The organism is Kaistella sp. PBT33-4 (genome assembly GCF_029194425.1).
Lineage (GTDB): Bacteria > Bacteroidota > Bacteroidia > Flavobacteriales > Weeksellaceae > Marnyiella.
This window is the reverse complement of sequence record NZ_JARFYL010000001.1, coordinates 44382-68093: the sequence shown is the minus strand read 5'-3', so window position 1 is coordinate 68093 and position 23712 is coordinate 44382. Positions and strand designations below refer to the sequence as shown.

The window sequence follows — 23712 nt, the reverse complement described above, 5'->3', positions numbered from 1 at the left end:
TAAAAAGGATGTCCTAATAGCAGGCCATCCTTTTTTTTAATTTAAGTTCACCTGGCAGTACACATAATATGCTAAAATTCAGCAGCCTGTTTGTCATTCCGCAGAAATCTGACTGGCATAATGAAAGTCTTTTATGACCATTTGTCAAATACAAACAACTGGAATACAGTAAATTATCAAAGGGATGCTTTTCTTGATAAGAAGATACATCTCTGGTGACAAAATAAAACCCTGACAGCATGCTTCTGGTGCACGATTCAATGTGTAACGTGCAGGCTGGTGACCCAGGGTAAATTTACCCGCAACTACAGCATTGACATGACCGGTATGACCATGGGCGTGTTTGCTAAAAAAATAACTACGTGCCTAAAAATTCTAAACTTGCACGAATCGACAATAGGGTATTTAATGTCGTTTTGTGGTCGCGCTTCAAACAGAAGAATTTTTTTACGGCACTCCTTTATTTTTTCTTGACGCAAAAATCTCCTAGGTCCGTATTTGTGATATAGATAGCTGGTTTAGATTTATCAGGAGCAAAGCATGGATGACAAAAAATAAAGTTTCTTCATAAGAACTCTGCACATGGCGGCCAAAGCGGCCGCCGGCCTGCAGGGGACCGGCAGGAGATTACTGGGGTACCTGCATATTTGGCTTCAATATTCTGCTAAAATTCAGCAGCCTCTTTGTCATTCCGCAGGAATCTAACTGGTTTAATAAAAGTGTTTTAAGATTATTTATTAAATACAAACAATTGTAATACAATAGATTACCAATGGAAAGCTTTGTTAATAAAAAAGCATCTCTTGTGACAAAATGAAACCCTGGGCGACTGGTATTATTTGCTATTACTGTAGCTGTTAAAGGCTGAACAAAAATACTGCACCATGATCTGTTTCCAGAACTAAAGGAAAGAAAGCAACTTCCTGAGACTGCGTCTTCAGATGCTCATATTAGACTGACCAGTATTACCAGTCGAATATATTCTATTTCTTCACCGTCATTTTAAAGGTCTTCAACTGCTCCCCGAATTTTTTGGAAACCGAAAGTATGTAATTTCCTGAAGTTAGGAGGTGTCCCCAACTGAAATCCTGCTTTTGCTGGCGTGAGAGCTCTTCTTTCTTCACCAGTCTGCCGGAGGTATCATACAGCGACATTACAGCAGCTTCTTTTGCCAAAACAGATCCTGACAGTGTGAAATTACCGTTGTTGGGATTGTTATAAAGAACTAATTCTTTTAACGATTCATTACCGGAAACCCCCATAGCAGACTTGAGATCGAAACGTGCTATAAAAGCTGTTGTCTGGCTAGTGTTTGAAGGATTCCTTTGTGGCATCCATGCACTCTCTGATGTATATCCGGTTTCAGAATTTGTATTGCCATACAGAAACAATACATTATTATCAATTGCAATATTAAGCGGCATCAAGATTCCCGGATAACTGGACGTGCCACCATAATACGAACACCAGATAAGATTACCGGATGCACTAAATTTTGCAAAATAATAATTTATTGAATTGGGAGTGTTTAATTCTGGCGCTGACTGATACGAACCAATTGTTGCGATATTATTTCCACTGCCGTATGTGTTGCCTGATATATAAATATCACTACCCTGTACTGCTAACACTTTTTCAAATTCATTCATATCAGAACCTGAATTTCCAAAATAAGTACTCCACTCACGGATTCCAGCATGGGAAAATTTTGATAGAAATAAATCGGAGCCACCGGTGATTACTGATTTATGGCTTGTAGGGGTACCGTAAAAATTTAAACCCGTATCATCATAATCAGTACCAGTAATATAGATTCCGGTTGCATTAACTTCTAAATCTGTTGGAATACTAATTATAAAACTACTTTGTGGTGGTCCATAATAAGTTCCCCATTCACGGGTTCCAGTATTGGCATCCAGTTTTGTTATTGAAGTTTCTGATTTGACAGTCTGATAAGCTCCTGAAGTTGCCATTGTATCGGTATTAGGATTAATATTTCTTCCTGTAATCATATACAAATATCCATTCCAATACTTCATTGATGAACAACCACCTGGCAAATAGGATCCCCAGACTCTTTGACCATTACTATCAAGCTTCACTAAATAGTGAGTGGGAATCAAATTTCCCTGGCTGTTATATAACGTCTCAAAATTTTCCTGCCATACCCCGTTTGTAGTTAGATTTGCAGAAACAGTAGTCGCTCCTGAAACATAAATATTATCTGAGGAATCCAAAACTAGATCTGTTCCAGGCGTTACAAACGGAAGATAAGAAGCCCAAAGCAACTGTCCGGTAGTAGAGTATTTTGCAAGTAAAACTTTTTTTGATGAGGAAGGTTGAGGATCTGTTGACAAAAAAGCACCTGGAGTGGCCTGCAAGGAAGGCGAACCGCCATAGACGATATAATATCTGTTATCCTGTGAATCAATAGCCTCCAGACTTCTATATCCCACTGCAGATTCAGGGGCGCCGTACCCAAATAAATCAGGAACTCCTGAATCGGAGAATTTAGCATTAAAATAAGTGGATTGTGAACCCTGATAATTTTCACCTCCTCCTAACAAAAACTGGTCATAATAAGAGTTTGCATAGGTTGCGTTATGCCATATACCCCCTCTCAGATACATGTTCTTTTGAGAATCAAAAATGATTCCTCTACGCACTTCTGATCCAGCAATTTGACTACCTGCTGGTCCAAAATAGGTACCCCATGTTCTCTCATACTCAAAACCAACTTGAGCTGACATGAAGTTACATAACATGATACCAATTAATAAACTGAAAATTTTTTTAATCAAATTCATAATTTTGAATTTAGGTTAAATCTGAAGGAATGAAATTTGTCCCTTATGGTTGCGCTTTAATGCAATTACTTATTTCTTCACCGTCATTTTAAAGGTCTTCAGCTGCCCGCCGGATTTTTTGGAAACCGAAAGTATGTAATTTCCTGAAGTTAGCAAGTGTCCCCAGCTGAAATCCTGCTTTTGCTGGCGTGAAAGCGCTTCTTTCTTCACCAGTCTGCCGGCGGAATCATACAGTGACAAAACGGTGTCTTCTTTTGCCAAAGCAGGTCCTGACAGTGTAAAATTACCGTTGTTGGGATTGTTATACAATTGTATATCTGCTGAATGGCCTGCCGTTTCAGAGGTTCCCAGTTCATCTTTAAATACAAACCGCGTCACAAAACCGAACGGAAAGCCTGGATAAGGGTTGGTCATGGACTGATAAGGTGCGCCTTCAGTTCCTATACCGGTGGTTGCACCAGTGCTGCCCCACAGAATTAAAGTACCATCGTTCAATAATTCGGGATTTATATGTTCCTGAAACATATTAGCTCCGGCCCCTCCAAAATAGGAGCACCACAATCTGCTGCCGGAACTGTCAAACTCTGCAAAAAACATGTTTGTGAGACTGTTTGATGTGTTGGAGGGAGTGGTAAGATGCGCACCCGGAGTAGAAATATTAGACACAGCACCGTACTGGCTGCCGGCGATAATTATGCGGTTACCCAGTATTGTTAATGTACTTCCAAAAACCTCCTCGTAGCCGTCACTCCCAAAATAGGTACTCCAAACACGGTTACCGTCATGGCTGAATTTGGTTAAAAACAAATCTGCCCCACCTGTTAGCTGACCTTTAAATGCGCCAGGAGTGGCGAAATAGGCGGGATAGTCCGTATCCTGATTTTGACCGCTCACATAAAGTCCCGTGCTGTTTACTTCAATATCCCAAATTCCCGCACCGGTATAAGTGGTGATATTGTGTGGCGTACCGTAAAAGGTACTCCAGATTCTCTGTCCGGTAGCGGCATCAAATTTCCCAAGCAAATTCATAGCCGGCCCTGTGGGCTGAAATGTTCCCGGTGTGGTGAGCTGGCCGGGCATGTTCGGATCATACCCACCACTGGCATAAAGGCTACCGGCATGATACTCGAAATCATTGATTCCCTGAACAGCATAAGTAGCCCACATTTTTTGACCTGCGGAATCCAGCTTTACAATGTATCCGTTTATTCCAGGCTGACCACTGACAGTCTGATACGAAACAAAATTTTCCTGATAAACCCCGGCCGTTCCGAGTCCGGCAATAGATTCCGCTGTTGAACCTGTAATAAAGAGATTATTATTTTCATCAAATCGGAGGGCAAATGCAGCACCTCCCGAATTGGGAAGATAAGTAGTCCATATCAGATTGTTTGCACTGTCGTATTTGGAAAGAGTAAATGTATACGCGCCGGAACCGACATTCTGTGTGAGCCAGGCTCCGGGTGTAGAAAGGTTAGGAATATTGCCGGGCAACTGCTTTAGCATGAATCTGTTATTAAAAGAGTCTACACCAATTAATCTTTCGCTTGCACCACTACTAATACCATTATAACCTGCAGATAACTGTTGCCCGGTCACCGATATTGATACAGAATAACTATTTTGCAAAGGAAATACAGAGGGGCTACCCCCGCCTGCTATAAATTGGTCATAATACGTATTGCTGTAACTTGGTGCAAAAACAGTAGTACCAGACATATACAGATTGTTTTGTGAATCAGAATTGAAGGAAGTATCCGGCAAATGCGTATCAAGCAAATGGGTTCCTGATCCGCCAACATAAGTACCCCACTGCTGCTCATAGGGAAATACACCCTGAGCAGATAAACCAGTTCCCCATGTTATAGTAACAAGGAAAATAAAGTGTTTAAGAATTTTCATATTTAATAGATTTGGACATAAATAATATTTGTGACATGGAATACTGTCATGGTATTGTCTACTAATATATATATTTATATATATATCTACACAAAATAATTCTCAATAAAAATCAAATATTTTTATTAAATCATACACATCACCTGTTCGCGAGCTCTTTTTCCTCAAGTTTTTAACCTGTCAGAAAATGATTGTGCAGGTTTAGGAAGAAAGTAAAATACCAGAACAGGCTATTTTTTATATATTTACAAAAACGGACGTCTTGTGGAAAACACCCTGGTTTTATTTGCCCATCCCTATCTGGAACATTCAAAATCCAACCGGGAACTCATTAATTTCTATGTACGGCATCAACACTACACCTTTCGGGACCTTTATGAAGAGTTTCCGGACTTTCATATTCCAGCATTTCGCGAACGCAAGAGAATTGGCAATTACGACCGTATTATATTTCATTTCCCACTGATCTGGTTTGGACTTCCGCCATTACTTAAACTTTGGATTGATGAGGTTTTTGACCTTAAATGGCAGGACGAAGGCAGGGAAAATCCGCTGGAAGGTAAAGAAGTGGTAGTGTTGGTTACCACCAATTATCAGCAGGAACAGTTTGGTGAGCAGGGCTATTTTCAGTATTCAATAGAAGAGCTTATCTCCGGGCTTTTTGTTGTACTGAAACAAAACAGACTTAAACTCAAGGAGTTTCTGTGCATTTACGATATAGACCAAATGGATAAAAAAGAGATCATCAAACACAAGCAGCACTTTATGTCAATTTTAAACGGAGAATAAATGGAGGGGAAATTTGCAATGACCATCCTAATATTCCTGGGTGCCGCTATTATTATGGCTCCGCTGGTAAAAAGACTCGGACTAAGTTCGGTGATAGGCTATATTGTGGGCGGAATTATTATCGGTCCGTTTATTCTGAAACTGAGCGGTAAGGAAACCGACAATATCATGCATACCACAGAATTCGGTGTGGTACTGCTTCTGTTTCTGGTGGGACTGGAACTGGAGCCTAAAAAATTCTGGGCCATGCGGAAGAAAATACTGGGCCTCGGTCTCAGCCAAATGCTGATAACCATCGCACTTCTCTTTGGCATTTTCTACCTGGCCGGCTGGCAACCCGACGTGGCCATGGCTGTAGCGATCTGCTTTGCCCTGTCGTCTACCGCGATCGTCCTTCAGACCTTGCGTGAAAAAAATCTCTTCCAGACAACCTCCGGCGAAGCGTCCTTTTCCACACTCTTATTTCAGGATATTGCTGTAATTCCCATCCTCGCAATTTTGCCGGTGCTGGCCCATTACAATCCACCAGAAGAGGAAACCGCGGTAACACTGCTGTTACAGGAACTTCCCGAGTGGCTTCAACCCTTCTCAATACTTTTTGGCGTTGGACTTCTTATTGTTTTGGGGCGCTATGTTTTTGTCCCTTTCTTACGTTTCGTTTCCAAATCCAATCTTACCGAACTGCTGACCGCTGCTTCCCTGTTTTTAGTTATTGGGGTGTCTGAACTGATGATTGCGGTGGGGCTCAGTGCCGCCCTCGGCGCCTTTATTGCAGGATTAATGCTGGCCAACAGTGAATTCCGCCATGAACTGGAAGCGCAGGTAGATCCTTTCAAAGGTCTTTTTCTGGCTGTATTTTTTGTGAGCGTGGGAGCAAGCATCAACTTCTTCGTTATTGAAAAGGATCCACTGTTCATCTTCAGCACCGTTATCGCGGTCCTTTTGGTTAAGTTTGCAGTGCTGTACGGAATTGGCAGATTTTATAAATTTTCCGTTGACCAGAATTTCATTTATGCATTTGCACTTTCGCAGGTAGGTGAATTTGCTTTTGTACTGCTGAATTATTCGTCCAAACTCTACCTGTTAACCCCCGAGATGAACGACCAGTTAATGGCCGTAACTGCCATAACGATGTGTATCACGCCTATTCTCCTGATCATCAATGACCGGCTGATAGATCCGCGGCTGAACAGTCAGTCTGAAGACTATAGCTCATTGGGCCTGCCGGAAAATATTGAACCGCGAAAGATCATCATTGTTGGTTTCGGTCATTTTGGAAGTACCGTGGGCAGGCTGCTGCGTGCCAATAAAGTAAAGTCTACCGTGCTGGACCATGACGCAGACAGGGTAAAGCTGTTACGCAGCCATGGCTTTAAAGTTTATTACGGTGATGCCACACGGCTGCCTATCATGCGTACAGCCGGTGCTGCTGAAGCGGAAATTCTGGTTCTTTGCCTGGACGACCCTGAAGCCAATAAACATATTGCCGAGATGGCAAAAGAGCAGTTCCCGCAGCTCAAAATATTTGTAAGGGCAAAAAACCGGCTGGATGCCTACTCGTTCCTCAATAATGGAATCGACAATATTTACCGTGAAACCCTGGGTACCGCGGTAGATATGGCTGTAGACGTACTGCATGCCAGCGGCATGCGTAAATACACGGCCAGACGGCTGGGGAAACGCTTCGAAATGATCGACAAAGCTTCGGTTCGTCAGCTGGCTAAGGAACAGATGAAGGAAGTGATGACTTTCACCACTCAGGAAGCACTCCAGCGCGAAGCCGAGCTCCTGAGCCTGGACAGCGTTTCAATTGAAAACTCTGAGTGGCTGGATCATGAAGGCGAAGGCAACGACAAAACTGACCTACAGCAAAGTGACACCGGAAAACAGTAGTTTGCAATAAGGTTTTTATACCTATTTTTGCGACCGTCTTATCTGCATAAAAATGAAAAATTCTGCCCTGTTCCGTCTGCACCTCATTGTGTTTCTGTGGGGTTTTACGGCTATACTGGGTAAACTGATCACTGCGGAAGCTCAGGTTCTGACCTTCTTTCGAATGGGGATTGCAGCCCTCTTCCTTTTTATTTATATCCGGGTCATCAGAAAAGACAACCTCAACGTTCCCCGAAAGCTCCTTTTCGGGCTGGTAGGTGTTGGAGGTTTCATGGCGCTGCACTGGCTGTGTTTTTTTCATTCCATCAAGGTTTCCAATGTATCCATTGCTCTGTGCTGCCTGTCGCTGTCCACCCTCTTCACCTCTGTTCTGGAACCCATTGTGTTCAAAAGGAAAATAGATGTCTCGGAAGTGATTATGGGAATGGTCATTGTAGCCTGCATGGCAGTCATCTTCAACATTGAACTGCGGTATAAGGAAGGTATTTTCTTCGGCATTTTCACTGCACTTTTCGGTACTGTATTTTCGGTACTCAACGGAAAACTGTACGGAAAAACCAGTTCCGGGAACATTATTTTCTACGAAATACTGGGCGGATTTATGCTGATTTCCCTCTTTTACCTGCTCACCGGGCAAATCTCTGAAGTTGCAGACATCACCACCCGCGACCTTGCGCTTATCACCATTCTGGCAGGTGTATTTACAGCCTACCCGATGCTGGAATCGGTAAGTCTGATGAAGTATATTTCACCCTTCACACTGGTACTTACCGTAAATTTAGAACCGGTGTACGGAATTATACTTGCTTTTTTTATCTTTGGTGAATCAGAACAGATGAGTCCGGTCTTTTATGTAGCTTCATTTGTGATGATTACGGCCATCATCATTAACGGGGTCCTGAAATCCCGTAAGGCCAAACAAACAATTAATCCTAACACTCCATGAGGAAGCTAGTCTTTTTATTCGTTTTTGCATCTGTTTGCACGCAGGCCCAGATCATAAGGAAATATTCCAACGAATTCCTGAACATCGGCGCGGGCGCCAGAGGCCTGGCCATGGGCGGTGCCGTTTTAAGCAGCCAGGACGATGTATACGCACCAATGTGGAACCCTGCCGGACTTATGGGTGTGGAGCGCGACTGGCAGGGCGCAGCCATGCACGCGGAATATTTTGAAAGCATTGCCAAATATGATTATATCGCCTACGCCAAACCTCTGGACAGCAAAGGTGGTGTTTTTGCAGTATCAGTAGTTCGCCTTGGGGTGGATAATATCCTGAATACCACTCAGATGATCGACAGTGAAGGTAATATTGACTACGATAAAATCACTAAATTTTCCCAGGCCGATTATGCTGCCCTTGTTTCCTACGCCTTCCATCCCGGTGGTAACCACAAATTATCGGCGGGTGTAAATGCGAAGCTGGTGTACAGAAATGTTGGTAAATTTGCCAGCGGATTTGGATTTGGGTTTGATGTTGGGGCCCTCTACCACGCCGACAGTGGCTGGAAGTACGGAGCTATGCTGAGAGACGCCACCACCACAGTCAATTTCTGGAATGTAGATCAGAAGGAACTTTCAGCTATTGTAAACGGTGAGGAATTTAACCCGGCACCGGCCGATAAAATGGAGATTACAATGCCCAAACTGAATGTAGGCGCCAGTAAAAACTTTGAGGTGAGCCAGAATATTTCCATATTGCCTGAAGCAGGTCTGAATATTGACTTTGCTAAAACCGCCGCGCTGGTATCAACGGATTTTGCAAGTATTACTCCATATGCGGGTGCAGAGATGAACTATAATGATCTCGTATTTGTAAGGCTGGGTGTAAACAGGTTTCAGTCCATCACCGATATTGAGGACCTCAAACGTAAGGTTTCCTTTCAGCCCAGTGCGGGAGTGGGGATCAAATACCGGGGACTTACTTTAGATTACGCGATTACCAATTCCGGGATCGGTGGCAGCAACTTCTTCTCCAATTTCTTCTCGCTGAAATTCGACATGGGAGAATTCCGGAATTAAGGGCTTCAGTTTCATTAACCAATTTTTACACTGGTCATACTCAGGCTTCCGCCTATGAGTTCATCATTGAACAGTGAAAGTTCATCAGATTTATTCTTCAGACCTAAGGAATAAATAAGTGGCAAATAGTGATCCGGCGAAGGAATGGCAGCCTGGAGGGCCGTTCCATGTTTTTGATATTCAATCAGGTTACGGAAATTACCGTCCAGGATCCAGTTATTGGTTTTTTCACGCGCCTCAATCGCCCAGTCCCAGCCGGCACCGACCGTGTTGATATTCTGCCAGTCAATCATCCTGAGATTATGCACGATGTTGCCACTGCCAATAATTAATATTCCTTTCTCCCTTAACTTCTGCAGCCTGCCGGCGAGCTCAAAGTGATACTCCGGAGGTTTCGTATAATCAATACTCATCTGCACTACAGGAATATCTGCATCGGGATAAAGATGCCGGATAACCGACCACGCGCCATGGTCCAGTCCCCAACTGTGATCTTCCTGGACCTCAGCCGGCAACAGCAGTGTGGCTGCTTCCTGTGCCAGGTCGGGGCTGCCGGGCGCGGGATACTGCACAGCGAAAAGTTCCTCCGGAAAACCTCCGAAATCATGGATAGTGGGTGGCAGATCCATGGCGGTAACTTTAGTACCACGCGTAAACCAATGTGCGGAAATACAAAGTATGGCACTGGGTGTGGGAATCTCCCGTGAGATATTTCTGAAGCCCTGAACGAACTGATTCTCTTCAATGGCATTCATTGGTGAACCGTGACCCAGAAAAAGCACAGGCATCTTTTGGGTAGTTGGGAACAAGGCTGAAATATTGGTCAAATCATTCAAATTCATTATAATACTTTTTAATAAAAAAAACCTGAAAATTATAAGCATAATTCCCAGGTTTTCAGGTCAATCGTTTAAACGCTGTTATGCTTTAACAAACTGCAGCTCGCCTGCAATTTTAACTTCATCGGAAACCATTACGCCGCCTGCTTCCAGCGCTGCATTCCAGTTAAGTCCAAAGTCACTTCTTTTAATCTTTCCTTCAAATGAAAAGCCTGCTTTGGTGTTGCCCCAGGGATCTGCATTAATACCACCGAAATCTACATCAAGTTTCACAGGTTTGGTAACTCCGTTAACCGTTAGATTTCCTGTGATCTCGTCGTTCAATGCATCACTTTCAAAAGTTATTGTTGGATTAACAGCAGCATTGAAAAACTCCTCGCTTTTCAGGTGATTGTCACGGTCTGTATTGTTAGTGTCAATAGAATCGGTCTGGATGGTTGCAGTAACTTTCGCATTGCGGAAAGTATCATCTTCCGCTTCCATTTCAGCTGTAAAGGTCTTGAAAGAACCTTTTACATTGGAGATCATCAGGTGCTTTACTCTAAAAGTTATTTCACTGTGGGTTGGGTCTAAATTCCATTTTGTTGCCATAATATTCTGTATTTATTGGTTTGTTAAAAATTTCTAATACAAAGGTAGCTGTTTGGCCAAGGCTGTGCATTGATGTAAGTTAAGAACGTAATCCTCTGTACTGCTGGAGTAAATTTATCCATTTTAATTCATGCACCCGGTAAATTATAAGGTATTTCTAATTTGGGGAAAATCTTTTTGTTAGCTTTATAAAAATATCCGCATGAGCAAAAGTGTCTATTTATGCCTGCTCTTCTTCGCCTTTAATACGGTCCAGGCCCAGATTACAGACAGCGTTCAGCCCCGGAGTTATCAGGTAGAATTCAGATATAACCAACTTTACATTCCTGCAGGACTGATGACCGCGGGTATTATATTGGATAGCAACAGGAAGGAATCGATAAAAAATGAAGAGTGGAGGAAAGGAATGAACATCTTTTCGCTTTTCAAAATCATTTTGACGATTATGCGCAATTCGCGCCGTTAGCAGCAGTATATGCATTTGAACTTGCAGGAATGGAGGCGCGCACCGACTGGAAGAACCGAACCGCCATTTTGCTGAAAGGCCAGCTGATTAACTTAGGTTTGGTGTATATCCTGAAAACATCACTTAAAAATATCCGGCCGGACGGAACAGCCTATTCATTTCCGTCCGGACATACTGCTAATGCCTTTGCCGGGGCCACGATACTCAGCATTGAATATGGCAGGCGCTACAAATGGGTTCCCTACGCTTCCTATGGTCTAGCCACGGCCATCGGGGTTATGCGGATGGCAAACAATAAACATTATATTTCAGATGTTATTTTCGCGGCCGGACTCGGAATCCTCTCAATGAAAGCTGCTTACTGGTCACATCAGTACAGGTGAAACAAGGCCCCAAAAGCCGCAGACCCGATGCAGATGATCTATACAGCCGCCGCATTAACAAATCCTTAACACCTTCAATTATATTTCTTATTTTTAAGGCCTTAATGCTTAAATAATGAAATTTTCAAAATTATCCCTTTTATTCATAGCTCTGAGCAGTTTTACATTTGCTCAAAACCAGAAATATACGATGGCTGAAGCCGTAAACGGACTTCGAAGCAACCTGGCGGTAAAAGGTATATCCCAATTCTCCTGGACAGATGATGCCAAAGCCTACATTCAGGGGAGCAAAAATGCCTATCTGATCACCGAAGTTCAGAGCATGAAATCGGACACCCTGGTTTCCCTGAGCCGCATCAACAAAAATCTCAGTACTGCAGACCGGCTGAAAATCTTTCCGATGGTGAAATTCATCAGCCGAAATAAAGGCTATTTCACAAGGGACGGCAAGTACTTTTGGCTGGAACAGTCGGCAGGCAACTGGAAGATCAGTGAATGGACCGCACTGGACAAAGGCGCCGAAAACGTGACTGTTCTTTCTGATAACAAAAGCATAGTGTACACGGTTAAGAACAACCTGTACCTGAACAGAAACGGTAAGACGGTGAGCATAACAGATGATGCCGATGAAAACATCGTAAACGGTCAATCTGTGCACCGTCAGGAGTTCGGCATCAGCAAGGGGATCTTTGCCGCACCTTCCAATGAAAAAATTGCCTTTTACAGAATGGATCAGAGCATGGTTACCGATTACCCGGTCATTGACTGGTCGGTAACACCGGCTCAAAACCGAAATATAAAATATCCAATGGCCGGAGGGGCATCTCACCATGTTTCGCTGGGGGTATACGATATCAAAAACGATAAAAAGATCTTCCTGGAGGTTGACGGTGATAAGGAGCAGTACCTCACCGCGGTAACCTGGAGCCCGGATTCAAAATACATTTTCATCGGTGTACTGAACCGAGAACAAAATCATATGAAAATGAACCAGTACGACGCTGCTACCGGCAAACTGGTAAAGATGCTTTTCGAGGAGAAATCCGATAAATATGTGGAACCTCAGCACGAACTGTTATTTTTCCCCAATTCCAATTCCGATTTCATCTGGCAAAGCCAGCGTACAGGCTATAACCATCTTTTCCACTACAATCTGGACAAAGGTCTGGTAGCACAGCTAACGAAAGGTGACTGGCTTGTAACAGACATCCTGGGTTTCAATGAAAAAAGGAAGGAAATCTACTTTACATCCACAAAAGAAACGCCGCTGGAAAGACATCTTTACAGGGTGAACTGGAACAATTTCAAAATGCAGAGGCTGGACACCGCAGAAGGCATGCACACAGGCATCCTGAGCAAAGACGGTACACAGCTGTATGATATTTATACCAATGCGTCTACACCGCGCAGTGTGAATATCATCAACGCAGGTACAGTCAAGTCCAGAAACATTTTTACGGCTGAGAACCCACTGAAAAACTACCTGAGACCGGAAATTAAGAACGTTACACTGACGGCAGACGACGGAACCCCTTTATACGGTAAGATTATTTTACCAACTGATTTTGATCCCACAAAAAAGTATCCTACAATCGTTTATCTGTACAACGGTCCGCACCTGCAACTGGTGACAAACAGTTTTCCCGCTTCAGGCAACCTCTGGTATGAGTATATGGCTCAGAACGGTTACGTTGTCTTTACGATGGACGGCCGGGGATCTTCTAACCGGGGACTTCAATTTGAACAGGCGGTGTTCCGCAACCTGGGTGAAACTGAAATGAAGGATCAGATAAAAGGTGTGGATTACCTGAAATCGCTTTCCTATGTTGATGCGGAGCGCATGGGAGTACACGGCTGGAGTTTTGGCGGATTTATGACAACCAGTTTAATGCTGAAGCACCCGGAAATCTTCAGGGCAGGTGTTGCCGGTGGACCGGTCATAGACTGGAGTATGTATGAAGTGATGTATACCGAGCGGTATATGGACACTCCCCAAACCAATCCTGAAGGTTACAGACAGTCCAATCTGCTGGACAAGGTACAGAATCTGAAAGGTAAGCTCCTTATGATTCACGGTGCGCAGGACGATGTGGTGGTATGGCAGCACTCCGTAAACTTCCTGAAAGCCGCCGTAGATCATGGTATCCAACTGGATTATTTCGTATATCCCGGCCATGAGCATAACGTTCTCGGCAAGGACCGTGTGCATCTTATGCAAAAGGTCACCGATTATTTTGACCAGCATCTGAAAAACTAAAATTAATCCCGGCCCCGGTCGGGATTATTTGTCAAATTAAATCTGCATATGTTCAGGACCTTACTTCTGTTTTTAATGATTTCCGGAATTGCTGTCCAAGGTCAGGGAAAACCCGGAATGGCGGACATTGAGCATAATGTCCAGGATTCTGCTTCCGTATATTTCCACGAAAGACTGCTTTTCCGCTTCGTAACACTACCGTCACTTTTAAGTACTGAGGAAGGGCGTCATCTTTACTATGGACAGTACAAAATGCGGAAAAGAAACCCTGCTGAAGAAGAAAGAGCATTCTTTGAGCTGGTTTCGGCCAATAAATGCCGCGAAGCCATTGCCGCAGGTGAGAAGTTGCTTAAAACCGACCCCGTAAATCTGGAAATCCTGGGCAGGATCCTGCAGTGCTACAGCACAGCCGACCGGGAAAATCCTCAGGGACCACACCGGTTCACTCAGTTCCGGATTATCCTGGACGCGGCTTTAAGCAGTGCCACAGGAGCCGACACGCATAAAACCTATACAGTGATGAACGTGGTGGATGAATATATTCTTGCCGGTACACAAGGTATAGATCTCATGCAGTTCAGGCGCCGTTCGCAGGCTGTTCCGGAAGGAATGATGGACCACTGGCGGAAAGGCCGCAGGAAAATTTCATTTCTTGTGATATATTCTGAAGAATGAATAATAAAAGACCGCTCAGTAATATGAACGGTCTTTATTTTTATTTGATGAAACCTTTGTTTCTGAGCAGTGGTTTAAGGTCAGGATCCTTTCCTGTATAGTCCTTAAAGGCTTTGTTAAGGTCCACCGAATTACCAACGGACAGAATATATTCGCGGAAACGGTCACCATTAGCACGTGTCATACCACCGTTCTTTACAATATAATCCCAGGCTGCGGCATTCAGGACGTCACTCCACATATAAGCGTAGTAGCCGGCGCTGTAACCACCGCCCCAAATATGGGCGAAATACGGTGAATGATATCTTGGCGGCACCTGCGGAAGGTTGAATCCATACTGGTTAAGGACCTTTTTCTCAAATTCAAGCGCCGGCAGAAGTTGGCTTTCATCGGTTACTGAATGCCAGTTCATATCCAATGTCGCGGCGGACACGAGTTCGGTGGTTGAATATCCCTGATTGAAGGAAGATGCCTTTTTTATCTTATCCACCAGGGTCTGTGGCATCGGCTTTTTTGTTTGGTAATGGATGGCATAGTTTTTTAGCACGCTGGGTTCCAGTGCAAAGAATTCGTTGATCTGCGAGGGGAATTCCACAAAGTCACGCGGTGTATTCGTTCCAGACACTGAAACGTATTTCTGATTGGCAAAAAGTCCATGTAAGGTATGGCCAAATTCATGGAACATGGTAGACACATCGTCATAAGAAATGAGCGAAGGCTTGCCCGGCGCAGGTTTCTGGTAATTGAAGACGTTGGTAATAACCGGCTTCTGGTTCAGCGCATGGGACTGATCTACAAAATTGCCCATCCAGGCGCCACCGCTTTTGTTGCTTCGGGTGTAGAAGTCCAGGTAATAGATGGCCAGCGATTTACCGTCGCGGTCGAAAACTTCATATGTGATAACATCCGGATGATAAACCGGCAGATCAGTCCTTTTCTTAAACGTAATTCCATAGAACTGTTCCGCAGCGTAGAAAACTCCTTTTTCCAGCACAGTGTTCACTTCAAAATAAGGTTTGATTTCATTTTCGTCCAGGTCATACTTGGCTTTCCGAACCTGTTCTGCGTAAAAATTCCAGTCCCACGGCGCTACAGTGAATTCAGCCTTTTGTTTGTCAATAAGGGCCTGTATCTCCGCACTTTCCCGCTTGGCTGTCTCCACAGCAGGTGCGGCCAGTTGGGCCAGCAGATTCATAGCGGCGGCAGGATCCGGTGCCATCTGGTCCTGAAGTTTCCATTCGGCAAATGATTTTTTGCCCAGGAGCTGTGCTTTCTGAAGCCTCAATCGCGCCTGCTTTTCCAGAATGACCCGCGTGTCATTGGCATCACCTTTTTCCGCACGTGTCCAGGAAGCTTTAAAGAGCTTCTCGCGCGTGGAGCGGTTTTTCAGATTCTGAAGCAGCGGCTGCTGCGTGGTATTCTGCAAAGCCAAAAGGTATTTTCCCTCATGACCAGCTGCCTTCGCATCGGCCGCTGCAGCGGCAATTTCATCCGCCGACAGTCCGTCCAGTTCCTTAACATCAGAGATCACAAGACCACCCTGCTTCCTGGCCTCCAAAAGTTTGTTGCTGAACTGAGTGCTCAGTGTTGCCAGTTCTTCATTAACCTTCTTCAGCTCCTCTTTCTTTTCGGGCGAAAGATCCGCACCGGCAATTTCAAATTTCTGGATATAATATTCGGCCAAACGCTTATCCTCTCCCGTAAGCTCATTAATCTTTATAGCCTTTATCCTTTTATACAGCTTATCATTCAGGTAAATCTGATCTTCCTGTGCCGCAAATTTAGGCGCAAATTCTTCCTCCAGTTTCTGAAGTGCGGGATTGGTATTCGCACTGGTAAAATTAAAGAATACAATTGACGCCCGCTTCAGGACTTCCCCGCTGTTTTCCAGTGCTGCCAGCGTATTCTCAAAGGTAGGAGCGTCCGGATTTGAGGTAATTTTGTGAATTTCAAAAAGCTGCTGCTTCAAACCATATTCAAAAGCCGGGCGGAAATGTTCGTCCTTTATCTTATCAAATTCAGGAGCCTGATACTGCAGTTTACTTTTCGTCATAAAGGGGTTGGAGGCCAGTGCGGCATCCATCACCGGAGCTTCTATCTGGGTATTCTTATCATTCATCGTAGTACATGCTGAGGTTACGGTAAGTGCTGAAATCAGCAACAAACCAGGTAATCTTTTCATTTTCATAATATTTTACTGTGTGATATAAAGATATATTCTTTTTTTTAAATTTGAGTAAGCTAAAAACCGAAACCATGAAAACCATTATCCTGCCAACAATATCTGTTTTGCTGATGATTACCTCATGCGCGAAAATTAAAGTAGAGATGCCCGACAGCACTATAAGTACCGCGTCCGGAGACAGAACACAAAAGACCTACAATTATTCCTTTGATCAGTTAAAGGTATCAACAGGAATCACCGCCGATATTATAAAAGCGGAAAATGAAAAAATTGTTATTGAAGCCCCCGAAAAACTGATGGACAAGGTAAAGGTTGTCCAAAAGGACGGATTGGTAAGCATATTGATAGAATCCAACGGGATTTTTAAAAATATTTCGGCCGACGGAAATGTGCACGCCACTATTTATGCCAAAGATTTCTCTGCCGTCACTGCCGAATCTGCTGCAGATATCACGGTCCGGGACAAATTCCTTCAGGAAAAAATGGCTGTTGATGTCTCCAGTTCCGGATCTGTGAGCGGACATCTGGAAGCCAACGAATTCAGGATCAAAGCCGCCTCCGCAGCAGAATTTACCGGTCAGATCTGGGCACTTAACCTGGAAGCTGACCTTAGTTCGGGCGCGACGGTGAGCACCAAAGGCAGAGTGACTAACGCCAATGTGTCCGTAAGTTCCGGCAGCAGTTTTGAAGGCAGCAACACCTCCCTGCAGGAAGCGGACCTGGATGCTTCAAGCGGCGGAAGCGTGGTGGCAGGCGTTGTAAAAAGAGTTACTGCCAGGGCAAGTTCCGGAGGCAGCATTCAGATCAGGAAGCAAGCTGCGGATACCGAGGTGAACCTGAAGGAGAGCAGCGGTGGCAGCGTATCGGTAAGCGGTGACTGAAAGGAAGTTAGACGACCATGTTCATGATTTAACATACAGCGGCAAAACTTTAACCTAACTTTAACCGCCCAAACCCATCCAAGGTCCGCCATGATGGGTATTTTCTCTTTATTTTTGCGGGATATGTTTAAAAAAGCTTGTCTGCTTTGGCTGATGATCACTGCAGTACATGTGATGGCCCAGTCAGTTAGCGGTGAAATCCTGATGAGGGATAACTCATCACTGTACCTGAATCAGATTTATGTGACCAACGTGAATGATCAGCGGAGCGTCCTGTCTGATGTAAACGGCAATTTCACAATTGCGGCGAAACCTGGCGATATCATCAGGTTTACTTCCATTGTGACCGAACGCAAAGATATTAAGGTTACCGACAACATGCTTCAGGGTAAACCTCTGCTGATTGAGCTTAAGATTGCTTATTATGAGATAGAGGAAATTGTCCTTAACCGTTTTAAACCTTCGGGAAACCTGAAGAAAGATGTTCTTGCACTAAAAACCGGTGAAAAGGAAATGAAGCTGAAGGAAATGATCGGACTTCCGGAACCAAAAGGTGATGGTACGCCGCCTCAGCTGCCACTGCTGGGCATGGCCGGTGGGGGAATATCTTTAAGCGTAGACAGTTTTTACGACCTTATTTCCGGCGAAAAGCAAAAGAAGGAAAGACTTCAGGCGTATGAACGCATGTCCAGAAGCATTTCGAATATAAAGGAATATTTTGGACCTCAATATTTTGCTGAGCTTAAAATACCACCTCATCTGACAGATAATTTCCTTCAGTTTGTTTACAGTTCAGACAATCTGTATCCGTACGTCCTGGCCGGAAACTATGAGGGTACCAAAATCTATATTGAAAAATATCTGCCTATTTATCAGCGCCGGCTGAAAAACTCCAACCTGATGCAGACCACGCTGAACTGAATACTATAACGGAAACTTATCCGTTATAATACTTTTCTATAACAGAACCTCCCCCTTGAACATGAAGAAATCACTTCTCTTTTTTACCCTGCTGCTTTTCTGTGCACTACCGGCACAAAAACGGATGAAGGACTACTCCAACATCATGAAAAGCACTAATATTTACGAAATAGATGCTTTCCTGAGAGACGCACACGAGGACGATCCCCGGCGCTCCGTATTGAAGCCACGGCTTATGGATATGATAAGGGATTATATAAAGAACGCTCACCCGGACGACACCCGTGTAAAAGATATGCAGGAAAAACTGGCTTTGCTGAAGAGAAGACCTTCCACAAAAATAACCTTTGCGGAGATGAACGCAAACATCAGACAAAAGCAGATCAGGTTTTACCAGGAAGCCCTGGCCAGAGCGCAGCGCGCAGCCGCCAACCCGGAACTGGGCGCTCAGGCCAGAATCAAGGTAGAGACGCCTGAAATTGACCGAAGTTTTGCAGTGGCGAAATCACGAAGTTCAGCCGAAGCTGCTGCCATACGTGCCGCGAACAGAAACACAGCGGGCGACGTGGCCGTAACTCCCACAATTCCGTCTAAGAGCATATCTGCTGAGGCTGTAGCTGCCATAAATTCGGAGAAAGAGGAATTTGATCTGTTAATGAACCCCACGGTGCAGGAGCATAAAAACCAGACCGTGAAGATACTGAATGCCCTGTTTGACAATGATCCTACCAGCAAGGAAACAAGTGTGATGATCAAGAATAACTCCGACTGTGATATCATCATGCGGATGGAGGGCACAGGAAATACAAAATACAGGCTGGCAATCCCTGCAAGAAGTGAAAATACCATTGTCATCCTAAAAGGCCAGTACCTTTTCTCCAGTCTGGTGTGCGGGGCTCAGTACGCCTCTCAAAAGACCGTTCAGAAGGCCATTATGGTAACCCTGGGTTCCTCGTCCTAAAGCCACGGCCAATAGCGCTTAAACTGCTTTCCTTTTTTGCTGTGGAAATGATTAAATTTGCACGATTTTAAATTATGGGCAAAAATAAACTCGCAAGATTCGAGGAGAACCGTATTCTCCCGAACGTTATACAGCCAACGCGCGCTGAAGCACTGGACAATTTTCATCTGAAAGGGAAATGGCGTTCTGAGATCTTTAAAAATGAAAACCCAATCGTAGTGGAACTTGGTTGTGGTAAAGGTGAATATTCAGTTGGATTGGCCAAGGCCTTTCCGGAGAAAAACTTCATCGGAATTGATATTAAAGGTGCCCGGTTTTGGTTTGGCGCCAAAGAGGCAACAGAGAAGAATATGAAGAATGTAGCCTTTCTGCGCACACAGATTGAACTTCTGGACTGCTTTTTTGAGGAGAATGAGGTTGATGAGATCTGGATTACCTTTCCGGACCCGCAAATCAAATACAGACGGACCAAACACCGTATGACCCACCCGGACTTTCTGGAACGCTACAGAAAAGTACTGAAGCCTGAAGGCATTGTGCACCTCAAAACAGACTCTGAATTCCTGCACGGTTATACACTCGGAATCTTACAGGGATCAGGACACGAGATCCTGACCGCTCATCATGATATTTACGGCGCGCCGGAATATGAACCTAATACCGTACATCTGCGCGAAATAAAGACCTATTATGAGGAGCTATTTTCCTCCAAAGGAAAAACCATCACCTATATCAAATTCAGGTTCAGGCCGGATTAAAATTCAGAAGATTGTCAACCACAAAAAACCCGGCTCGCAAGAACCGGGTTTCTGTTTTATAAGACAAAATCTTATTCAGCGTCGAAATCCGCATCAGCATCAGCTGATACTTTTTCGCCTTCTTCTTTGGATTTTTCCTTATCAGCTTTTCTCTGGGAAAGACCGTCTTTGATGGATTCTGAAACTACGCTCAGGATCATGTCGATAGATTTGGAAGCATCATCATTTCCAGGAATCACGAAGTCTACTTTTCTTGGGTCAGAGTTCGTATCTACGATAGCAAATACAGGGATACCCAATTTCTTAGCTTCAGTAACTGCAATGTGCTCTCTCATGATATCAACAACAAAGATTGCTGAAGGAAGCCTCACCATGTCTGAAATAGAACCTAAGTTCTTCTCCAGGTTCGCACGCTGGCGGTCTACCTGAAGTCTTTCTTTCTTGGATAAAGTTTCGAAAGTACCGTCTTTCTTCATTTTATCGATGTGGTTCATCTTCTTAACAGCTTTACGGATAGTTACGAAGTTCGTAAGCATACCGCCTGGCCATCTTTCAGTGATGAAAGGCATATTAAGTTCAGCAGCGTGTTTAGCCACTACTTCTTTCGCCTGCTTTTTAGTAGCTACGAAAAGAACTTTTTTGCCTGCAGAGGTGATTTTTTCCAAAGCGGAGCACGCTTCGTCCAATTTCACTGCTGTTTTATGTAGGTCTACGATGTGAATACCGTTTTTCTCCATGAAAATGTATGGAGCCATATTTGGATTCCACTTGCGGGTCATGTGACCGAAGTGTACACCTGCCTCTAAAAGGTCTTTAACATTTGCTTTTGCCATGTCGCTTTTTTGTTTTTAGTTTACGTTCCGCTTTTGTGCAATCAACTGGTCTTTAGATGGGAGAACAGTTTGGGTGCTAAACTAAACGGGGCATTTTGTTAAGCTTTAGGCTTTAGGCTATACGCTTTAAGCTTTCAAGCGGTTTAATAATTTGTAGGAATTTAAGCCTAATGCATATTGCATACAGCTTGCAACTCTTAACGTTTTGAGAACTGGAATCTCTTTCTTGCTTTCTTCTGACCTGGTTTCTTTCTTTCCACCATTCTTGCGTCTCTGGTAAGCAGGCCGTGAGGCTTAAGTGCCAACCTGTGCTCTGCGTTGATTTCGCAAAGAGCTCTGGAAACTGCCAGTCTGATCGCTTCTGCCTGACCTGTATTACCGCCACCGAAAACATTTACGGTAACATCATACTGTCCTGCAGTTTCTGTCAAAATGAAAGGCTGGTTCAGTTTATAAACCATTACATCTGTAGAGAAGTATTCTTTAGCATCCTTACGGTTTACAGTGATGTTTCCGGTACCCGGCTTCACGTAAACTCTGGCTACTGAAGTTTTTCTTCTTCCAATTTTATGAACTGTAGACATATTAATTATTTAAATTCGTTAATATTAATAGTTTTTGGCTGCTGAGCTTCATGTTTGTGTTCAGTTCCTTCATACAGATAAAGGTTCTTGAACAGCTGAGATCCCAGTTTGTTCTTTGGAAGCATACCTTTAAGGGATTTTTCCAGAACCTTCATCGGATCTTTTTTCAATAGCTCTTCAGCTGTCTGCGACTTCTGTCCACCAGGATAACCTGTATGCCAGATGTAAGTCTTGTCAGCCCACTTGTTTCCGGAAAGAGTAATCTTTCCAGCATTCAAAACGATTACATTGTCTCCGCAATCCGCGTGAGGTGTAAAATTCGTTTTGTGCTTACCTCTCAAAATCTTTGCAACCTTGGAAGCTAATCTTCCTAAAGGCTGTCCTTCAGCGTCTACCACAACCCATTCTTTATTAGCGGTAGCTTTGTTAGCTGAAACGGTTTTGTAACTTAATGTATTCACACTTTTTCGTTTACGATTAAACATAATTTTCCCCAAAAGGGTGTGCAAAGGTAAAGAATAATTTTCAAATTGGAAATCTTTTCAGAAATATTGTGTTAAGCTTTTGAAAATGTTAGGTTTATTAGCAGCAAACAACATGATGTTTTGTTAATTTGCTCCTGCTCTGAATACCTAATTTCTCAGCGATTTGCTGCTCCTGAAACTTGCGATCAGATAATAGGCAACAAAAACCATGGAAAATTTAATGACGGAGGGAACCGCCTTTTCCACATTAAAAAAAAGCAGTCCTACACCAACCAGTACAGAAATTCCTAAAAATGAAATCCCCAGCTTTTGCGGTAGAGTAAATTTCAGATCATCCAGAAAATAAGCCATTCCCCATGCGGCACCAAAGGCAGCACCGTAATAAAGGTCAAGTTGCCAACCCTGACTGCCAAGCAGATAGTGGTTGAGTAAGAAGCTTATTGCGGTTCCGGCAATGAAATATAATAAAGCACGCTGCATGAAATTTCGTTTCCGCAAAAATAAATATTTAATTGCACACAGGCTATTTGTTTATATTTGGCAAAATTCGCTTCCATGAAACTTCGCCTATTTGCATTTGTGATCCTATGTTTCGCTTTAACTTCCTGTCAGCAGATTATTGATAATTACTGGGACCGAAAGGAGGAGGAAAACTTTACTTCCTCCTATATGGGCGTCTATAAAGGAAACTATTCCGGGGATGAAACCGGTACACTAACCATGGAGGTCTCGGATAAGGGCTACGTGACCCTCACCAAGGTCTCTCCCACCGGAAGCGAAACCCATACGAGCGGGATAGCCCGCGAAGATGGTGCACTGCAGTCTGTTGCATTGCCATCCGGCTTTACGCTTTACGGTAACCTCATTACTAAATCCGGAACGTGGAAGACCGGCATTTTGAAGGGTAATTGGTCTGTGGTAAAACAATAAAAAACCGCTCAGCTCCATACAGCAGCCTTCTTTTGAAACTATGTTCGAACAACACCTGGTGCGCCATAGCCACCCGGGTTTTCGGAAGCCATCTTAGGTCGCTCCCGCTTCATCAATCTCCCCCATCAGCCTTTCCGTATGGGTCATGGCATAAATCATTTTTTGGTAATGCAGCACATCCTGGAAATCCAGCGTGCGGCCTTTGCGGTCTTTGAGCCATTTCTGCGCGGGTTGGTAACCGCCTATGTAGAAGTTCTGAGCATTTTCGGGAATGTTATCGAAGTATTGAGCGGCGCTGCTGTACACGCGGCCGACGGCTTCAAGAGCCTCAGTCACCGTACCCTGCGCTGAACTGCGCTCGGACCCTGTGGCCTTCGAAGGGGGTCGGGAGTTTCTCCACCACATTCTCCTCTTTTGAAAAAGCTACAACGCTCCGCGGAAAATACCTTCTTCGGGTCTTGCACAGTAGTTATTGCCACGCGGTTTGCCAAAAATTGGTAGGTTTTGACAACTCTTCCCCAACGAACCGCGACCACCGCCTCACCAACAC

22 protein-coding genes are annotated in these 23712 nt (G+C 44.1%); 12 read left to right on the top strand and 10 right to left on the bottom strand.

Translation table 11 applies throughout. The annotated features are described in order from the left end of the window. Nucleotides 1–983 precede the first annotated feature (983 nt). On the bottom strand, nt 984–2807 hold the full coding sequence (locus P0M11_RS00275; protein ID WP_275623945.1) for a T9SS type A sorting domain-containing protein: 1824 nt from the start codon (nt 2805–2807) through the stop codon (nt 984–986). 69 nt (nt 2808–2876) lie between these two features. Continuing rightward, on the bottom strand, nt 2877–4709 hold the full coding sequence (locus tag P0M11_RS00270) for a T9SS type A sorting domain-containing protein (protein ID WP_275623944.1): 1833 nt from the start codon (nt 4707–4709) through the stop codon (nt 2877–2879). A 264-nt stretch (nt 4710–4973) separates the two neighbouring features. Between P0M11_RS00270 and P0M11_RS00265 the strand changes: the two genes are divergently transcribed. Genes P0M11_RS00265 through P0M11_RS00250 form a run of 4 tightly spaced genes read left to right on the top strand, consistent with a single transcriptional unit; the run spans nt 4974 to nt 9413 of the window. Then, nucleotides 4974–5498, top strand: a complete 525-nt coding sequence (locus P0M11_RS00265) for an NAD(P)H-dependent oxidoreductase (protein WP_275623943.1) — start codon at nt 4974–4976, stop codon at nt 5496–5498. 18 nt (nt 5499–5516) lie between these two features. Then, nucleotides 5517–7391 (top strand): monovalent cation:proton antiporter-2 (CPA2) family protein, encoded by a 1875-nt coding sequence (locus tag P0M11_RS00260; protein WP_275623942.1) that lies wholly within the window; start codon nt 5517–5519, stop codon nt 7389–7391. Nucleotides 7392–7443: 52 nt separating this feature from the next. Next, entirely contained in the window at nt 7444–8337 is an 894-nt protein-coding gene (locus tag P0M11_RS00255; RefSeq protein ID WP_275623941.1) for an EamA family transporter, read from the top strand. After that, the gene (locus tag P0M11_RS00250) at nt 8334–9413 is read left to right on the top strand and encodes a PorV/PorQ family protein (protein ID WP_275623940.1); all 1080 of its coding nucleotides are present in this window, start codon (nt 8334–8336) and stop codon (nt 9411–9413) included. The genes P0M11_RS00255 and P0M11_RS00250 overlap by 4 nt, the downstream gene beginning before the upstream one ends. Before the next feature lie 14 nt (nt 9414–9427). Here P0M11_RS00250 and ygiD read toward each other — a convergent pair whose 3' ends face one another. Then, the gene (gene ygiD / locus P0M11_RS00245; protein WP_158064993.1) at nt 9428–10255 is read right to left on the bottom strand and encodes a 4,5-DOPA dioxygenase extradiol; all 828 of its coding nucleotides are present in this window, start codon (nt 10253–10255) and stop codon (nt 9428–9430) included. 78 nt (nt 10256–10333) lie between these two features. Beyond that, nucleotides 10334–10843 (bottom strand): YceI family protein, encoded by a 510-nt coding sequence (locus P0M11_RS00240; RefSeq protein ID WP_275623939.1) that lies wholly within the window; start codon nt 10841–10843, stop codon nt 10334–10336. Nucleotides 10844–11236: 393 nt separating this feature from the next. Between P0M11_RS00240 and P0M11_RS00235 the strand changes: the two genes are divergently transcribed. From P0M11_RS00235 to P0M11_RS00225, 3 genes are all read left to right on the top strand, one after another. Next, a complete protein-coding gene (locus P0M11_RS00235) occupies nt 11237–11692 on the top strand; it encodes a phosphatase PAP2 family protein (protein ID WP_275623938.1) in 456 nt (151 codons plus the stop codon). Between the two features lie 115 nt (nt 11693–11807). Further along, nucleotides 11808–13949, top strand: a complete 2142-nt coding sequence (locus tag P0M11_RS00230; protein ID WP_275623937.1) for a DPP IV N-terminal domain-containing protein — start codon at nt 11808–11810, stop codon at nt 13947–13949. Nucleotides 13950–13997: 48 nt separating this feature from the next. After that, a complete protein-coding gene (locus tag P0M11_RS00225) occupies nt 13998–14624 on the top strand; it encodes a DUF4919 domain-containing protein (protein ID WP_275623936.1) in 627 nt (208 codons plus the stop codon). A gap of 40 nt (nt 14625–14664) precedes the next feature. Here P0M11_RS00225 and P0M11_RS00220 read toward each other — a convergent pair whose 3' ends face one another. After that, nucleotides 14665–16806, bottom strand: a complete 2142-nt coding sequence (locus P0M11_RS00220; protein ID WP_275623935.1) for a M3 family metallopeptidase — start codon at nt 16804–16806, stop codon at nt 14665–14667. Between the two features lie 74 nt (nt 16807–16880). Here P0M11_RS00220 and P0M11_RS00215 point away from each other — a divergent pair, with 74 nt between their 5' ends. The 4 genes from P0M11_RS00215 to trmB all read left to right on the top strand — a co-directional run bounded on the left by P0M11_RS00215 (nt 16881) and on the right by trmB (nt 20330). Further along, entirely contained in the window at nt 16881–17690 is an 810-nt protein-coding gene (locus P0M11_RS00215; protein ID WP_275623934.1) for a DUF2807 domain-containing protein, read from the top strand. A 123-nt stretch (nt 17691–17813) separates the two neighbouring features. Then, complete coding sequence (locus P0M11_RS00210) at nt 17814–18611, top strand: hypothetical protein (protein ID WP_229723810.1); 798 nt, start codon at nt 17814–17816, stop codon at nt 18609–18611. Nucleotides 18612–18672: 61 nt separating this feature from the next. Continuing rightward, nucleotides 18673–19572, top strand: coding sequence for a DUF6759 domain-containing protein (locus P0M11_RS00205; protein ID WP_275623933.1), 900 nt, complete (start codon nt 18673–18675; stop codon nt 19570–19572). 74 nt (nt 19573–19646) lie between these two features. Then, nucleotides 19647–20330 carry a tRNA (guanosine(46)-N7)-methyltransferase TrmB gene (gene trmB, locus P0M11_RS00200; RefSeq protein WP_275623932.1) on the top strand — a complete coding sequence of 228 codons (684 nt, stop codon included), beginning with the start codon at nt 19647–19649 and terminating at the stop codon, nt 20328–20330. A 71-nt stretch (nt 20331–20401) separates the two neighbouring features. Here the strand turns inward: trmB and rpsB are convergent, their stop codons facing one another. The 4 genes from rpsB to P0M11_RS00180 form a co-directional block, all read right to left on the bottom strand. Continuing rightward, nucleotides 20402–21163 (bottom strand): 30S ribosomal protein S2, encoded by a 762-nt coding sequence (gene rpsB / locus P0M11_RS00195; protein WP_158065002.1) that lies wholly within the window; start codon nt 21161–21163, stop codon nt 20402–20404. 197 nt (nt 21164–21360) lie between these two features. Further along, on the bottom strand, nt 21361–21747 hold the full coding sequence (rpsI, locus tag P0M11_RS00190) for a 30S ribosomal protein S9 (RefSeq protein ID WP_158065003.1): 387 nt from the start codon (nt 21745–21747) through the stop codon (nt 21361–21363). Nucleotides 21748–21752: 5 nt separating this feature from the next. Further along, nucleotides 21753–22208 (bottom strand): 50S ribosomal protein L13, encoded by a 456-nt coding sequence (gene rplM / locus P0M11_RS00185; RefSeq protein WP_158065004.1) that lies wholly within the window; start codon nt 22206–22208, stop codon nt 21753–21755. Nucleotides 22209–22379: 171 nt separating this feature from the next. Continuing rightward, complete coding sequence (locus tag P0M11_RS00180) at nt 22380–22712, bottom strand: hypothetical protein (protein WP_275623931.1); 333 nt, start codon at nt 22710–22712, stop codon at nt 22380–22382. A gap of 75 nt (nt 22713–22787) precedes the next feature. On the opposite strand from P0M11_RS00180, the gene P0M11_RS00175 reads away from it, so the two are divergent. Further along, nucleotides 22788–23162 carry a hypothetical protein gene (locus P0M11_RS00175; protein WP_275623930.1) on the top strand — a complete coding sequence of 125 codons (375 nt, stop codon included), beginning with the start codon at nt 22788–22790 and terminating at the stop codon, nt 23160–23162. A gap of 93 nt (nt 23163–23255) precedes the next feature. Here the strand turns inward: P0M11_RS00175 and P0M11_RS00170 are convergent, their stop codons facing one another. Next, nucleotides 23256–23567, bottom strand: a complete 312-nt coding sequence (locus tag P0M11_RS00170; protein WP_275623929.1) for a type ISP restriction/modification enzyme — start codon at nt 23565–23567, stop codon at nt 23256–23258. Nucleotides 23568–23712 lie beyond the last annotated feature (145 nt).

What these genes read in the sequence shown, in the direction of transcription:
- P0M11_RS00275 (WP_275623945.1), bottom strand. Translation starts at nt 2,807, where the DNA reads ATGAATTTGATTAAAAAAATTTTCAGTTTATTAATTGGTATCATGTTA.
- P0M11_RS00270 (WP_275623944.1), bottom strand. Translation starts at nt 4,709, where the DNA reads ATGAAAATTCTTAAACACTTTATTTTCCTTGTTACTATAACATGGGGA.
- P0M11_RS00260 (WP_275623942.1), top strand. Translation starts at nt 5,517, where the DNA reads ATGACCATCCTAATATTCCTGGGTGCCGCTATTATTATGGCTCCGCTG.
- P0M11_RS00255 (WP_275623941.1), top strand. Translation starts at nt 7,444, where the DNA reads ATGAAAAATTCTGCCCTGTTCCGTCTGCACCTCATTGTGTTTCTGTGG.
- P0M11_RS00250 (WP_275623940.1), top strand. Translation starts at nt 8,334, where the DNA reads ATGAGGAAGCTAGTCTTTTTATTCGTTTTTGCATCTGTTTGCACGCAG.
- ygiD (WP_158064993.1), bottom strand. Translation starts at nt 10,255, where the DNA reads ATGAATTTGAATGATTTGACCAATATTTCAGCCTTGTTCCCAACTACC.
- P0M11_RS00240 (WP_275623939.1), bottom strand. Translation starts at nt 10,843, where the DNA reads ATGGCAACAAAATGGAATTTAGACCCAACCCACAGTGAAATAACTTTT.
- P0M11_RS00230 (WP_275623937.1), top strand. Translation starts at nt 11,808, where the DNA reads ATGAAATTTTCAAAATTATCCCTTTTATTCATAGCTCTGAGCAGTTTT.
- P0M11_RS00225 (WP_275623936.1), top strand. Translation starts at nt 13,998, where the DNA reads ATGTTCAGGACCTTACTTCTGTTTTTAATGATTTCCGGAATTGCTGTC.
- P0M11_RS00220 (WP_275623935.1), bottom strand. Translation starts at nt 16,806, where the DNA reads ATGAAAAGATTACCTGGTTTGTTGCTGATTTCAGCACTTACCGTAACC.
- P0M11_RS00215 (WP_275623934.1), top strand. Translation starts at nt 16,881, where the DNA reads ATGAAAACCATTATCCTGCCAACAATATCTGTTTTGCTGATGATTACC.
- P0M11_RS00210 (WP_229723810.1), top strand. Translation starts at nt 17,814, where the DNA reads ATGTTTAAAAAAGCTTGTCTGCTTTGGCTGATGATCACTGCAGTACAT.
- P0M11_RS00205 (WP_275623933.1), top strand. Translation starts at nt 18,673, where the DNA reads ATGAAGAAATCACTTCTCTTTTTTACCCTGCTGCTTTTCTGTGCACTA.
- trmB (WP_275623932.1), top strand. Translation starts at nt 19,647, where the DNA reads ATGGGCAAAAATAAACTCGCAAGATTCGAGGAGAACCGTATTCTCCCG.
- rpsB (WP_158065002.1), bottom strand. Translation starts at nt 21,163, where the DNA reads ATGGCAAAAGCAAATGTTAAAGACCTTTTAGAGGCAGGTGTACACTTC.
- rpsI (WP_158065003.1), bottom strand. Translation starts at nt 21,747, where the DNA reads ATGTCTACAGTTCATAAAATTGGAAGAAGAAAAACTTCAGTAGCCAGA.
- P0M11_RS00180 (WP_275623931.1), bottom strand. Translation starts at nt 22,712, where the DNA reads ATGCAGCGTGCTTTATTATATTTCATTGCCGGAACCGCAATAAGCTTC.
- P0M11_RS00175 (WP_275623930.1), top strand. Translation starts at nt 22,788, where the DNA reads ATGAAACTTCGCCTATTTGCATTTGTGATCCTATGTTTCGCTTTAACT.
- P0M11_RS00170 (WP_275623929.1), bottom strand. Translation starts at nt 23,567, where the DNA reads ATGTGGTGGAGAAACTCCCGACCCCCTTCGAAGGCCACAGGGTCCGAG.